At 68.7% G+C, this 13,997-nt stretch carries 13 protein-coding genes; 6 read left to right on the plus strand and 7 right to left on the minus strand.

Going from position 1 to position 13,997, the window contains the following annotated elements; genetic code table 11:
* Window positions 1-2 precede the first annotated feature (2 nt).
* Together F3087_RS02290 and F3087_RS02295 are read right to left on the minus strand one after the other, a co-directional pair.
* The gene (locus tag F3087_RS02290) at window positions 3-1,106 is read right to left on the minus strand and encodes an FUSC family protein (protein ID WP_150400079.1); all 1,104 of its coding nucleotides are present in this window, start codon (window positions 1,104-1,106) and stop codon (window positions 3-5) included.
* Between the two features lie 58 nt (window positions 1,107-1,164).
* Complete coding sequence (locus tag F3087_RS02295; RefSeq protein ID WP_191093738.1) at window positions 1,165-1,617, minus strand: DUF3151 domain-containing protein; 453 nt, start codon at window positions 1,615-1,617, stop codon at window positions 1,165-1,167.
* 152 nt (window positions 1,618-1,769) lie between these two features.
* On the opposite strand from F3087_RS02295, the gene F3087_RS46410 reads away from it, so the two are divergent.
* The 3 genes from F3087_RS46410 (at window position 1,770) to F3087_RS02310 (ending at window position 5,748) form a co-directional block, all read left to right on the plus strand.
* Window positions 1,770-4,085 (plus strand): Rv0361 family membrane protein, encoded by a 2,316-nt coding sequence (locus tag F3087_RS46410; RefSeq protein ID WP_223884774.1) that lies wholly within the window; start codon window positions 1,770-1,772, stop codon window positions 4,083-4,085.
* 232 nt (window positions 4,086-4,317) lie between these two features.
* Window positions 4,318-5,373, plus strand: a complete 1,056-nt coding sequence (locus tag F3087_RS02305) for a fused (3R)-hydroxyacyl-ACP dehydratase subunits HadA/HadB (RefSeq protein ID WP_223884775.1) — start codon at window positions 4,318-4,320, stop codon at window positions 5,371-5,373.
* A gap of 63 nt (window positions 5,374-5,436) precedes the next feature.
* Window positions 5,437-5,748 carry an excalibur calcium-binding domain-containing protein gene (locus F3087_RS02310; RefSeq protein ID WP_191093739.1) on the plus strand — a complete coding sequence of 104 codons (312 nt, stop codon included), beginning with the start codon at window positions 5,437-5,439 and terminating at the stop codon, window positions 5,746-5,748.
* A gap of 18 nt (window positions 5,749-5,766) precedes the next feature.
* Here the strand turns inward: F3087_RS02310 and F3087_RS02315 are convergent, their stop codons facing one another.
* On the minus strand, window positions 5,767-6,885 hold the full coding sequence (locus F3087_RS02315) for a BTAD domain-containing putative transcriptional regulator (RefSeq protein WP_150400083.1): 1,119 nt from the start codon (window positions 6,883-6,885) through the stop codon (window positions 5,767-5,769).
* Window positions 6,886-6,919: 34 nt separating this feature from the next.
* A complete protein-coding gene (gene fbaA, locus F3087_RS02320; protein ID WP_150400084.1) occupies window positions 6,920-7,954 on the minus strand; it encodes a class II fructose-bisphosphate aldolase in 1,035 nt (344 codons plus the stop codon).
* A 343-nt stretch (window positions 7,955-8,297) separates the two neighbouring features.
* Here fbaA and F3087_RS02325 point away from each other — a divergent pair, with 343 nt between their 5' ends.
* The gene (locus F3087_RS02325) at window positions 8,298-8,954 is read left to right on the plus strand and encodes a DedA family protein (protein WP_223884858.1); all 657 of its coding nucleotides are present in this window, start codon (window positions 8,298-8,300) and stop codon (window positions 8,952-8,954) included.
* A gap of 52 nt (window positions 8,955-9,006) precedes the next feature.
* A complete protein-coding gene (locus F3087_RS02330) occupies window positions 9,007-9,657 on the plus strand; it encodes a DedA family protein (protein WP_150400086.1) in 651 nt (216 codons plus the stop codon).
* A 25-nt stretch (window positions 9,658-9,682) separates the two neighbouring features.
* On the opposite strand, the gene F3087_RS02335 is transcribed toward F3087_RS02330, so the two are convergent.
* From F3087_RS02335 to F3087_RS02350, 3 genes are all read right to left on the minus strand, one after another.
* Window positions 9,683-10,768, minus strand: a complete 1,086-nt coding sequence (locus tag F3087_RS02335; RefSeq protein ID WP_223884859.1) for a glycoside hydrolase family 76 protein — start codon at window positions 10,766-10,768, stop codon at window positions 9,683-9,685.
* 769 nt (window positions 10,769-11,537) lie between these two features.
* Complete coding sequence (locus F3087_RS02345; protein WP_191093740.1) at window positions 11,538-12,191, minus strand: response regulator transcription factor; 654 nt, start codon at window positions 12,189-12,191, stop codon at window positions 11,538-11,540.
* The gene (locus F3087_RS02350) at window positions 12,188-13,561 is read right to left on the minus strand and encodes a sensor histidine kinase (RefSeq protein WP_223884776.1); all 1,374 of its coding nucleotides are present in this window, start codon (window positions 13,559-13,561) and stop codon (window positions 12,188-12,190) included. Before F3087_RS02350 ends, F3087_RS02345 begins: the two co-directional genes overlap by 4 nt.
* A gap of 92 nt (window positions 13,562-13,653) precedes the next feature.
* On the opposite strand from F3087_RS02350, the gene F3087_RS02355 reads away from it, so the two are divergent.
* On the plus strand, window positions 13,654-13,980 hold the full coding sequence (locus tag F3087_RS02355; RefSeq protein ID WP_150400089.1) for a DUF4190 domain-containing protein: 327 nt from the start codon (window positions 13,654-13,656) through the stop codon (window positions 13,978-13,980).
* Window positions 13,981-13,997 lie beyond the last annotated feature (17 nt).

Raw genomic sequence — 13,997 nt, forward strand, 5'->3', positions numbered from 1 at the left:
AGTCAGTCCTCGGGCGTGACGAACGGCTTGGGCACGGTCGGCGGCAGCAGCGCGATCGCGGAGATCCGCTTCACCCCGCAGACCTGCATCAGGTCGACCACGATCGAGCGCGTCTGGGCGAACACGACGTGCGCCGAAAGTCCCGCGCCCTCAACCAGTTCCGGTCGCGCCTCCTTGGCGACGGTGCGCAGCACCCGGGCCGCCTCGGCCTGGTCGGGCTGTTCGCCCGGATCGGCGAGCATCATCCGGCGCACCACTTCGCTCGCCTGGCCGAGCCGTTCGACCTCGTCGATCAGGCGCGGGTCGAGGATCTCGTCGTCCTGGACCAGGGTGAGCGAGCGGCGCAGCAGCACCCTGGTGTTGCGCACCGCGTTGTCCAGCGGGTCCGCGGTAGCCTTGATCCGTTCCAGCCGGGCCCGAGAGTTCCAGTACAGCGGGGAGATTCGGCTGATCTCCTTGCCGCCCTCCAGCGTGGCGCGCAGCGAATCCAGCTGCGGCTGCGTCGCGCGGACCGCCGCGAGCGCGGCCCGCAGCTTGTCCGGATCCTGTTCGAGCAGGCCGTCGCCGCACTCGGTGAGCGACTTGCTCATCACCGCAAGGATTTCCGCCGCCTGTTCGCGGGCTCGCCGCACCGGGTGCAGCGGAATCGACGCCACCACAACGACGCCCACCAGACCGCCGACCAGCGCGTCGATCATCCGGGAGAAACCACCGCCCGCCGAGGGCGGCAGCAGCGTCGCGACCAGCACGGCCGAACCGGCCGCCTGCATGGTGATGATCGATCCGCCGTCCAGGAACACCGCCGCCGCCATGGCGACCGCGACCACCAGCGCGATCTGCCACACGCCGGTGCCTGCCCTGGTGATGAACAGGTCGCCGATGCCGATGCCGACCGCGACCCCGACCACCAGCTCCACCGAACGCCGCAGCCGCGCGCCGAACGAGATGCCGATGGACACCACGGCCGCGGTGGGCGCGAAGAACGGCTGCGGGTGGCCGACCAGTTCCCGCGCGATGAACCAGGCGAGCGCCGCGCCGACCGCGCATTGCAGGATCGGTAACGCAGACAGCCGCAGACGCGCCCAGGAGGCGCGCAGCCGATCCATGCTGCTCGCCCGAGCGACTCCTACCCGCGGCCGAATATTGAGGTCGATCAACTACGACTCAGTCGAGCCCGAGCTCAGCCGCGGCACGCGGGTCGCAGTCTTCCAACAGATCGAGGCAACGCGCGTACTCCTCGGTCTCCCCGATCACCTTGGCCGCACGGGCCAGCGCGCCGACGCTGCGCAGGAAGCCCTGATTGGGTTCATGGCTCCACGGCACCGGGCCGAAGCCCTTCCACCCGTTGCGCCGCAACAGGTCGAGGCCGCGGTGGTAGCCGGTGCGGGCGAACGCGTACGCCGCGACAATGTCGTGATTGACCGGCTCATCCTGGGCTTCGCCCCTGGTCAGCGCCGCCTCGGCCAGGTAGGCCCAGGCGATCGACGCCGACGGATGGTCGGCCGCGACGCGCACCGGATCGGTCTTGTCGAGCAACGCTTCTTCCGCGTCGGAGATTTCGGGGAGGAGTACCGGTTGCGGGCCGAGCAGATCACCGAACGAGGTCATGGGCTTCATTGTGCACCGATGTCCGATTACCTCCGCATTCACTCCGGACAACGGGCAGACAATCGTCGCGGCCGTGCGCGCTCTGATGTCGGGCTTCGTCCGGGTGTGCCCGTTAAGCTGGCCGTCGAGTTCAACTGTTCCGCCTGAGCGAGGGGTAGTGCGTGTCCGACCCGAACGACGACAAGAACCCGGCGCGGGAGAGCGCCGACCCGGCGACCCCGGCCGTGGCCGACGCACGCCCCGACGCCACCACGGAACGTAACCCGGTCGCCGATGCGGACGGGGCCGCGCCCGCCGCACCCACGCGCCCCATCCCGGCGGGGAGCGGCACCGCGGCCGCCAAGGGTTCGGCGGACCGGGACTCGGCCGCAGCTGATGGGGAGAAGTCCGGCAGCGCCGGTACGGCGGGAAGCACGGACTCGGCCGCCTCGAAGGCCCCGAACTCGGTCCAGGCCGCCGGGAACACCGTGGGTACCGCACCGGCGGCGGGCACAGCCGCGGCTCAGAGCCCGAATGCTGGTGCAGCGTCCGCGAATAACCCGGCCGCAACCTCGTCCGCGCCGGGTACCGCCAAGCCGGTCGGGTCACCTTCCGGGCAGGCCGCGGGGCAACCGCAAAGCTCGGCAGATCCCAATGCCATTCCCAAGGTCAGCGCACCCGCACAGCCGGCGAACCCGTCCGGCGCACGGCCCGGGTCGGCCGACGTGACGGCGAAGCAAGCTTCTCCAGGCGCGAAATCGGGTGCGGCCCACAAGGACAGCCCTGCGGCCGACGCCGAGACCGAAGTGATCAAGCGCGGCGAGCAGAAGAAGCCCGGCACCGAGGCAGCATCGGACAAGCCTGCCGCGGCCGAGCCGAAAACCTCGGCGCAGCAACAAGATAAGCCCGTCAACGTGGTGGCCGACATCGCCAAGGGCGGCGCGGCGACCGCGGAAACCGTGGCGATCAAACGCGATGCCAAGGACCAGCCCGCCGCGGCCGCGGCGAGTGCGAAGCCGCAAACCCCGAGCGCGCCCGCGGAGCAGTCGAAAGAAGCTCCGGCACAACCGAAGACCCCTGCCCCGGGAAACGCCGCGAAGACCGAGCCAGATCTCGCGCGCCCAGGCACCGCGACCGGCAAACCCGCAGCTGGTGCGACTCCGGCAGCCGGTGCCGGCGGAACTCCGAGCAGCACGGCCGCGGCCGACGCCCGGACCGAGGCGATCAAACGCGGCCTGCGAGATCACCAGGCTGCCAAGGCCTCCGGCCAGACCGCGCCGGCGAAGACGACGCCGGCCGCGACAGCAGGCACGGAACCGGCTGCGCCGCAGAAGGACAGCACCGCCGAGGACAGCGCCACCGGCGCACCCGGCACTGCGGCGGCGAAGTCCGCCTGGTTCGGCGGAAAGAAACCAGATGCGGCCCAGGACAGCGCGCCCGATCAGCCCGCCGCCACCGACGAGAAGGCCGAGCCCGCACCGAAGGACGACATCCCCGACGGCGACGCACCGACCACGGTGATGCGGGTGCAGCAGCGCCCCACCCCGCCGGTCGAGGACGCGGCCCCCGAGGCCGACACCGTCAAGATGCAGAACCCGGCCCAGGCCAAACAGGCTCCGCCCGGGTCCGAAGACGTGACCATGGCCATGCCGGTGATCAAGCCGGACGACGCGCAGACCGTCGCGCTGCCGGTCCAGCGCCCCGCCGACGCGCCGAAGCCGGCCGGCACCGACCGGGTGACGCCGGGCGCGGGCCGGGTGCCGATCACCAAGCCGCCGGCCACGCCGCGGCCCGCGGCCGGTCCGAAACAGCCGGGCGCGCAAGGACCTTCGTCGCCGCCCCCGAGCGGACCGGTCGAGGATCGGTCCGCCCCGCCGCACCCGGGCATGCCCCGGCCGGGAACCGCGCCCTCCCCCGCGGACACTCAGCTGACGATGCCCGCGCAGCAACTCGGCGGTCCGCGCCCGCCGCAGCCGCGCCCGATCGCCCCGCCGCAGCGGATCACCCCCGCCGCGCAGGCCCCGGTCGACGGGGTCGAACCGGCGGCCGCACCGGGCCGGTCCAAGCGGTGGCTGCTCGCTGTGGCCGGGGCCGCCGTAGTCGTGGTCATCCTGATCGGCGTCACCGTCGCGGTCATGGTCAACTCGACGGACAATTCGCCGGAGACCAAGGTCCGCGCCGCCATCACCGATTACACGCAGGCGCTCGAGACCGGTGACCTGAACACCCTGCGCAGCACCACCTGCGGCCCACTGCACGACTTCTATCAGGGCATTCCGGCGGACCAGTTCGCCGGCGTGCACCAGCTGTCGATGGACCGGCGCACCATCCCGGTGGTGGACGAGGTCGACGCGGTCCGGATCACCGACAAGACCGCGATCGCGCAGGCCACCGTCTACACCGAGGCCGATCCGAACAAGCGCTCGGCGCGCACCTTCGATCTCCAGCAGACCGACAACGGCTGGAAGGTATGCGACCCGCCGACCAGCGCCCAGTAATACACCGTCGAACGTGAAATAGGCTGCCCGCGCACCGGGCAGCCTATTTCTGTTTCATAGCTGATGTGCATCACCGATATTCGGCGGTAAAAGTGCATTTCGGGCCCGCACATGACAAGCAGGCAAACTCGATAGCAATTCCATATCGATCGACGGTAGCGGTGGTCACACTCAGCTGGTCAACGGTCCGGTTCATTAGTAGCGTGGCCGCATCATGGGCAGGGAACAGACGATGGCGCTCCAAATTGATGACGTGCAACAAACGGCGACGCTGGCCGGGCAGCGGTTCCGCGTCCGGGACCACTACGAGGTCGGCCGGGAAAAGATCCGGGAATTCGCGCGCGCGGTGCAGAACCACCACGGCGCGCACCATCAGGAATCCGATGCGCACCGGCTCGGCCACGCCGGCGTACTCGCGCCGCCGACCTTCGCCTCGGTCATCGGCTCGTCCGGCACCCGCTCGCTGCTCGAATCGGTGCTCACCGAATACGACCTGTCGCAGATCCTGCAGACCGATCAGGTCTTCCAGGCCTACCGGCCGATCCTCGCCGGTGACCGGCTGACCAGCGAGATCCTGATCGAGTCGATCCGCCAGTTCGGCGACAACGATTTCGTCGTGGTCCGCTCCGCCCTGGTCAACCAGCACGGCGAGCTCGCGCTGATCGGCTCCACCACCATCGTGGCGCGCCGCGGCGCCGAGGTGGACCCGGGGCTCACCGACGTGGTCGACAACATCATGATGCACGGCCAGGTGGTCGAATTCCCCACGGCCGACCAGGGTTTGGACGACAGCTCGGCGCTGATCCCGCTCGGCCTAGGCGACCTGCCCGCCCCGGCCGCGGATCGGGAGATCGCGCCGGTGCACACGCTGCCCGGCTTCGACGAGCTGTCGGTCGGCGACCAGCTGCCTGCCGGTTCGTTCCGGCTGGCCCGCGGCGACCTGGCCAATTACGCCGGGGTGTCCGGCGACGCCAACCCGATCCACTTCAGCGACCACGCCGCCCAGCTGGTCGGCCTGCCGACGGTGGTCGCGCACGGCATGCTGACCATGGGCCTGGCCGGTGGCTACCTCACCGACTGGCTCGGCGATCCGACCGCGATCGAGAAGTTCAGCGTGCGGTTCTCCGGCTTCGTGCCGGTGGCGTCGAACGCGGCGAGCACGGTGGACTTCGCCGGCCGGATCAAGTCGCTGAACCCGGGCACCCGCACCGCGACCGTCGTGCTCGGCGGCACCTCGGAGGGCCGAAAGTTGTTCGGCCGGGCCATCGCCGAGGTCCGGCTGTCCTGAGTTCGCGGTTTCACAGGTAATCCACACCCCACGGCGCCGCGATTTCGGCGCAGGATGGATACCGTGAGCAACTCAGTAATGCGCCGCGTGGCCCCCGCGATCGGCGCCGCGTGTCTCGTGGTCGGCGTCCTCGCCCTGGTGCCGCCGACCGCCACCGCCGATGCCCCGGCGGCCTTCATCAGCAGCCCCAACGATTCGTGGCCGACGCCGGACCGCAGCGGCAAGGGCGACGACGATCAGAAGAAGCGATCGACCAAGATTTACACCGACTGTGATCAGGTCCGCGCCGAGGGCGCCGGGACGATCTACCGCAGCGACCCGCGCTTCAACTCGTTCCTCGACCAGGACGGCGACGGCATCGCCTGCAACGGCTGATCGTCGAACGCCTGAGCGCTACTGCACGGCCAGGAAGATCAACATCGTTGCCCCGATACGGATCTGGTCGCCGTCGGCGAGCAGCGCGCCGTTCTCGATCGGGTCGTCGTTGACGTAGACGCCGTTGGCCGAGTGCAGGTCCTTGATCAGCAGACCGGCCCGGCTCGGCATGATGTGCGCGTGGTACCGGCTGGCCTTCGGGTCGTCGAGCACCAGATCGTTGTCCGTCATCCGGCCGATCCGCAAGCCGCCCTGGGCGATCGGGACCACCCGGCCGTCCGGCATGCGCAGCTTGCCGCTGCGCACCGTGCTGGGCGCCTCGGTGACCGTCTCGGTCATCGCCGCGGCCATCCGTTCCACCTGCCGGTGTTCGGCCGCGCCGAGCGGTTCCTGGCGCAGCACCCGATGTTCGAGCTCGATCAGCGCCGGGCCCGGATCGATGCCCAGTTCGTCGGCGAGCACGGCCCGCACCCGCCGGCAGGCGTCCAGTGCGTCGGCCTGCCGGCCGGAAAGGTAGAGCGCGGTGATCAATTGGCCCCACAGCGGCTCGCGCAGCGGATGCTCGCCGGTCATCGCGACCAGCTCGCCGATCACCGATGCGGCTCGGCCCAGGGCGATTTCGGCGTCGATCCGGGCGGAAGCGACGGCGAGCCGCTCCTCGTCCATCGCGGTGGCGAAACCGTCGGCGAATTGCAGGCCGCTCAGATCGGCCAGCGCGCGGCCGCTCCATTCGCGCAGCGCGGCACCGAAAAGCTGTGCGGCACCGGCGTGGTCGCCGATCGCGGCGGCCCGGCTACCGGCCTCCCTGGTCGCCTCGAACCGGCCGAGATCGCAGGCGGTCTCGGCCACTTCGAGGCGATAGCCGGAAGATTCGGTGCGCAACACCGTCGCCGGATCCACACCCGAATTACGCAGCGCCTTACGGATATTCGAGACGAATACCTGCAGGCTGGCGGCGTAGGAGTCGGGCGGATCCTCGTTCCACACCATGTCGGCCAGCGCGGCCGACGACACGGCGCGCCGCCGATTCACGGTGAGCGCGGCCAACAGAGCCCGCGGCTTGGGCCCGCCGACCGCCACCGGCTCACCGCCGACGAGCAACCGGACGGGCCCGAGCACGCGCACATCCAGACACATGAGCTGTCGAGCCCCCGGTGGGTTGATGAGTGGGTCAGGCGCTGATCGACCTTCCCGCGGACTTCAGATCATTGCATGCCTCGGTGACACGTGCCGCCATCGAGGTTTCGGCCTTCTTCAGGTAGCTGCGCGGGTCGTAGACCTTCTTGTTGCCGACCTCGCCGTCGATCTTCAGCACACCGTCGTAGTTAGTGAACATGTGCCCGGTGATCGGCCGGGTGAACGCGTACTGGGTGTCGGTGTCGACGTTCATCTTCACCACGCCGTAGCGCAGCGAATCCTCGATCTCCGACTTCAGCGAGCCGGAACCGCCGTGGAAGACGAAGTCGAACGGCTGCGCGTCCTGGCTCAGGCCGAGCTTGGCCGCGGCCACCCGCTGGCCCTCGGCCAGCACCTCGGGCTTGAGCTTCACGTTGCCCGGCTTGTAGACGCCGTGCACGTTGCCGAAGGTCGCGGCGAGCAGGTACTTGCCGTTCTCGCCCGCGCCGAGCGCGTCGATGGTCTTCTGGAAGTCCTCGGGCGAGGTGTAGAGCTTGTCGTTGATCTCGGCCTCGACGCCGTCCTCTTCACCGCCGACGACACCGATCTCGACCTCGAGAATGATGTTCGCCTGGGCGCACGCCTTCAGCAGTTCCTTGGCGATTTCCAGGTTCTCGTCGATCGGAATCGCGGAACCGTCCCACATGTGCGACTGGAACAACGGGGCCTGCCCCTTCGTCACCCGCTCCTGCGAAATCGCGATCAGCGGCCGGACGAATCCGTCCAGCTTGTCCTTCGGGCAGTGGTCGGTGTGCAGCGCGATGGTGATGTCGTATTTCGCGGCGATCACATGCGCGAACTCGGCCAGCGCGACCGAACCGGTCACCATGTCCTTCACGCCCAGGCCGGAGCCGAATTCCGCACCGCCGGTGGAGAACTGGATGATGCCGTCGCTGCCCGCGTCGGCGAAGCCCTTGATGGCCGCGTTGATCGTCTCCGATGACGTGCAGTTGATCGCGGGGAAAGCAAAGGAGTGCGCTTTGGCCCGACCGAGCATCTCGGCGTAGACCTCCGGAGTCGCGATGGGCACAGTAAGACCTCCGTGATTGTTGCGGCAAAGACCTATTTTGTCAGCCACCACATTAGGACAGCGGTGTTTCGCCTGGTATCCAGGGAGGGCAGCGCCGGGTCGGCCGGAGTGACCAGCCGGTTGTCCGCACGGAACCATCGGGTGACCGTTCGGTAGTTTCGCGCACAGCGCGGGGTTTCTCAGCTGAACCCGGTACTGTGGGCCCGGTAATTACGCTGGCAGCTTCCCGATGCGATGGCAAGCGATCAGGCCAGCCGTATCCAGAACAGGAGACCGCGTGATTCTGCTGGCAGCGACAGAATCGGTGACGAGCAATCTCGCTCTCAAAGAGTTGCTCGACCCGATGCACCTGCTCACGGAAACGTGGCTCAAGAACGCGGTGCTCCCGGCCATCCTGGTGATCGTCTTCATCGAGACCGGCCTGCTGTTCCCGATCCTGCCCGGCGATTCGCTGCTGTTCACCGGTGGCCTGCTCGCCGCGCAGGCGAATCCGCCGGTGTCGATCTGGCTGTTGCTGCCCGCCGTGATCGCGATCGCCTTCGCCGGTGATCAGAGCGGTTATTGGATAGGCCGGGCGATCGGGCCCGCGTTGTTCCACAAGGAAGACACCCGGTTCTTCAAGAAGCACTACGTGACCGAGACGCACGAGTTCTTCGAGAAGCACGGGCCCAAGACCATCATCCTGGCCCGGTTCGTGCCGATCGTGCGCACGTTCATGCCGGTGCTGGCCGGGGTGTCCAAGATGGACTACCGCAAGTTCGTCGCGTTCGACATCGTCGGCGCGATCCTGTGGGGCGGCGGCGTGACCGTCCTGGGCTACTTCCTCGGCAACGTCGCCTTCATCCGCGACCACGTCGAGGCGATCTTCCTGCTCATCGTGCTGATCTCGATCCTGCCCGGCATCTTCGCGGTGGCGAAGAAGCTGCTCAATCGAGGCGCGGAGCCGGCGGCCCGGCAAGATGCCGAGCTGACCGTCTCGACGAACGAGCCGACCCGCTGAACTCGTGATCGCGGCGTCCTCGCCCCTAGCAGTGGGCAATTTCGATCCGCTGATGTCAGCGGGGCCCGCACTCGTCTGGACAGTGGTACTTGCCTTTGTCTTCATCGAGTGCGCGGTCATTCTCGGGCTCTTCCTACCGGGCGACTCCATGCTGATCACCGCGGGCATCGTGATGGCGTCCAACGCCTCCGGCGAAGCGCAGGTGTGGGCGTTGTCGGTGGGCACGATGCTCGCCGCCATCGCAGGTAATCAGGTGGGCTATGTGATCGGGGCGCGGACCGGGCATCGCCTGGTGGCGCGCAAGAACGGCCGCTATATCAACACCAGGAATCTGCAACGGGTCACCGAACTGCTGGAGCGGCACGGGTTCGTCGCGGTGCTGGTCGCCCGCTGGATTCCGTGGGTGCGCACGCTGTGCCCGACGGTCGCGGGCGCGGCCGGCATGGACCATCGCAAGTTCACCATCGCCAGCACGATCGGCGCGATCATCTGGGCGCCGGTGTTGTTGCTCATCGGCTACTACGCGGGCGGGTTCCTCGATCGGGTGCCGTGGCTGATGCCCATCGTGATCGGCACGCTGGTGCTCGGCCTGATCATCGGCACGGTGCTGGGCATCCGGCATTACCGGCAGGAAATGGCCAAGCCCGCCGAGGAATTCGAGCTGGAGACCTCGCCGAGCGGGCTCGGCGACGCCGAGAACTGAGCGGAACGCGAAGCCGGCCTTGCGCTTACAGGCCGGCCGCGCTGACCAGGTACGCGGCTTCCATCAGCATCCAGCCCGACAGCTGCACGGACAGGTCCCGTTCGGGCACCCGGGACGAGGTCACCGAGCCGCCCGCGGTGAACCGGCCGGCTCCGGCGATGCCGCCGGGCAGCGTCGCCGGCTTGCTCCAGTCGTGCCCGAACAGCGGCTCGCCCTCGACCTCGAGCCGGTTGGCCCAGGCGGCGGTCGCGGAGGCGCGGACGATCTCGGCCGCGACGCGTCGGTCGTTCTCCTGTTCCTTGTCCTCGCCGGGCAGCATCAGCGCGACCACCGCGAGGTAGCGGGCCAGGATGCCGTTGAACAGTCCGCCGTCGCCACCGCCGCCACCGCTGACGATGCCCTTGGTGGTCAGGTGTTCCTCGACGGCCGCGAGTAATCGGTGCACGCGTTCGCCGTGCCGCGGCTCGCCGGTGTGCATCGCCAATTCGGTTTCCACGCCGAGCACCACGCCCTGGCAGTAACTGAACACCGGGCGCTCGATCTCGCCGGCGGGCAGGTGGATGCCGTCGAGGATCAGCCCGGTCTCCGGATCGCGCAGCGTCGCGTCCAGCCAGTCGGCCATCTCCTGGGCGCGCCCGTGCCGCCCGAGCCGCAGCAGCGCGATGGCGGCCGGGCCGTTGGCGGGCGCGTTGTAGTAGTCCGAGCCGATCCGCCAGGGCAGGGCGCCGACCACCGGATTGAAGCCTTCGTAGAGCGGCCGCTCCAGCGCGATCAGGCCGCTGCGCGCCTCGGTGACGCCCGCGGTCCGCTCGGCCCGTTCCAGCGCGATGGCCAGCCAGGCCATGTCGTCGTAGTACCGGTTCGTCCAGCCGGTGAGGTTGCGCAGGCGATGCGAGCGGGCGATCGCGGCGATCCGCTTGCGCCGCACCGGAGTCGGCATCCGGTTGGCCGCGTCGACCGCGCAGTCGATCAGGTGCGCCTGCCACCAGTAATGCCAGGACCCGAACGCCCGCTCCCGCTTGGTGGCCGGCCAGCCGACCACCCCCAGCTCGGTCCCCGGCAGCGCCCACAACGCGCGCAGATGCCGGGACACGATCGCCGATTCCGCCATGTCGGCACGTTCGGACCACAGTGCGGGTGTCGCGACGGCGCTGTCCGAGCGCTCACCCAGCGACCGCGGCGTCGAGCGCCGCGGATCCTGTGCCCTCCGCGTGGTCATGCGTCAATGGTGCCAGCCGAGCCCGGATTTCCGCGCCCGATTTGTTACAGAAGCGATGTGTATTTGTACTCGCGCTAGCGGCCTCGGACACGCGCAAGTGACGCATGGCTTCGGAAGCCGCCGCCGTCCGGCAGATTGCTTGCGGCGCGACACGCGCTATCTTGCGCGAATGCCCCTACAACGGATCGCGATCTACGCAGACGCCAACGATCTTGCGATAATCGAGGAAGCCGCCGCTCGCACCGGGTTAGCGCGGCGGAGATCATCCGCGATGCCATACATTTGGCCGCGATGCGGACACGCAGGCGGATCGGACCCTCGGCATCGTCAGCCGACCCGGCCACTGGTCAGCGCAGGTAGATCAATCTCGACCGGCATCCCCGCGATATCGACTGTTGCTCGACCTGAGTGCTCACCCACTAGCTCGTAATCGCCGTTGATCAAGTGGTAGGCGGTCAGGCTCGTCGGCTCGTCGAGATCAACGGCCTCGGTGACACAACCAGAACCCCCTCGACAAGCTCGTAGCTACGGCTGTTGTCCTCCGGCAACGCGATCCAGTCCTCCAAGGTCAGCAGATGATCAGGCCAGTGCATTTCGACAGTCACCGCTTCCCCCTCCCACAAGGTGTCGCCCGCTGACAGTGTCGCACAGCGGGAGCTTCCTACCCCTTCAGCCGCAGCACCGCGAGGACGCGGCGGTGGTGGGTGTCCGATGGAGGTAGGTCGAGTTTGGTGAAGATGTTGCCGATGTGCTTTTCCACGGCGCGTTCGGTGACCGTCAGCGAGGTGGCGATCGCGTTGTTGGACAGGCCCTGCGCCATCAGTTCCAGCACCTCGCGTTCGCGCGGGGTGAGGCGGGTCAGGGAATCCTGCTGGCGGGATGCGCCCATCAATTGGCTCACCACCTCCGGGTCTAGGGCGGTGCCGCCGGTGGCGACCCGATGGAGGGCGTCGACGAAATCGCGGACGTCGGCCACCCGGTCCTTGAGCAGGTAGCCGACGCCGCTCGCGCCGCCGGCCAGAAGCTCGGTGGCATACCGGGTTTCGACCCACTGGGAGAAGACGAGCACGCCGGTCATCGGATATTTGCGGCGCAGTTCGATGGCGGCCAGCAGGCCCTCGTCGGTGAAGCTCGGCGGCATCCGCACGTCCACCACGGCGACGTCGGGATTGTGCAGGCCGACCACGTCGCTCAGCGTGGTCGCGTCGCCGATCATGGCGACCACCTCGTGACCGCGTTCGGTCAGCAGACCCGCGAGACCGTCCCGCAGGATCGCGCTGTCCTCGGCGATCACGATGCGCAGCGACTCGCTCACCGCGAGCCGTCCTTCGGCAGCAGGATGGTCACCACGGTGGGTCCGCCGGTCGGGCTCTGCACGGTGAGGCTGCCGTCGACGGTGCGCGCGCGGGCGGACAGACCCGAAAGTCCGCTGCCCGCGGCCAGTTCGCCGGGGGCGGGTTCGAGCACGCCGCCGATTCCGTTGTCCCGCACGGTGACCGCGATGGTCTTGGAGTCCGTCGGCACCACCGAGATCCACGCCCGGGTGGCGTTGGCGTGCTTGACCACATTGGTGAGCAGCTCGGCGACCGAGAAGTAGGCGATCGCCTCGACCGCCGGACTCGGCCGTTCGGGCAGGTGCACGCGCAGTTCCACCGGAACCGAACTGCGCGCGGACAGCGTTTCCAGCGCCGGGCCGAGCCCGAGTTCCAGTGCGGGCGGATGGATTCCGCGGACCAGCTCGCGCAGTTCGGTCAGCGCCTCCTTGGAGCTGGCGTGCGCGTCCGCGATCAGGTCGCGCGGGTCGCCGCCCGCGGACAGCCGATCCTCGGCCCGGCCCAGCGCCATCGCGATGGTGACCAGCCGGGCCTGGGTGCCGTCGTGCAGATCGCGCTCCAGCCGGCGCAGCGTGGCCGTCGAGTCGTCGACCGCGGCCTGCCTGCCCTGCTGCAATTCGATGATCCGCCGATCGCCCGCGGTCGCGGTCAGCAGCACGATCGCCAGCAGCCGGTGGATCCAGCAGACCGCGCGCAGCAGCCAGGGCAGCAGGAAGCAGCCGAGGACGCCGAGTGCGCCGAAGCCGAGCACCCGCGGCCAGGTGTCGATATAGAAGTCGCCGAACTGGGCCATCGAATGATGTTCCACGCCTTGGGCATCGACGTTGATCGGATCGAACAGCCACCAGACCAGCGGCGAAAGCGCGACGAACGCCGTCATCGCGATGCCGAGCAGCACGAACCAGCCGACCGCGACGCCGAGCACGGCCTGCGCGAGCAGGTACAGCGCGGCCCGCCAGCTGGCCCGATCGGTGAACGCGCTCTTGACGAAGCCGATCAGGCCCGGCTCCGGCCGGAACGGCGGCGGCGGGGTCAGCTGCGCGCCGAGCAGGTCCTTGGCCAGCGCCCGGTAGATCCGGGCCCAGGTCCGGCCACCGAGCAGGATCACCGCCAGGATCGGCAGCCCGATGATGGTGAGGGAGATCGCCAGGCCGCCGCCCCAGCCGACGTACATGTACGCGAGGGCGATGCAGCCGAGGACGAACACGGTGAAGACATAGACGAGTTCTTTCCAGGCCCGGGCCTGGAACGGGGCGCGGAGCACGGCACGGGCCACCCGCTCGGCGGAGCGCCCGGCGTTGGCGGGCGTCGGGTCGAGCACCAGGGTGGGTTCGACGTGTGTCTCGGTCATGGCTTCCATGGTTGTCGGCTCGGGGATGGTGGTCGATGGAGCTGTCCGCCGAATACGCGGTGTAGCCAGCTACACCAACTACCATCCTGCTGATGAGCTACCCGCCGCAGCAGCCACCGTACGGTTATCCAGCCTACGGACCGCCGCAGGAACACCCGCAGGCCACCATGATCCTGATCCTCGGCATCCTCAGCCTGGTGTTCTGCCAGGTCATCGGTCCGGTCGCCTGGGTCATGGGCAAGCGGGCGCTCAACGAGATCGATGCCTCCGGCGGCGCGCTCGGCGGGCGCTCGAACGTGATGGTCGGCTACGTCTGCGGGATCATCGCCTCGGCCCTGATCATCATCAGCATCATCTTCATCGTGCTGTTCGTCGTGCTCGGTCTGGTCGGTGTCTGGAGCAGCTCCAGCAGCTACTGACCGTCGCGGGTCCGGCC

This window comes from Nocardia colli (assembly GCF_008704205.1).
Classification (GTDB): Bacteria; Actinomycetota; Actinomycetes; order Mycobacteriales; family Mycobacteriaceae; genus Nocardia; species Nocardia colli.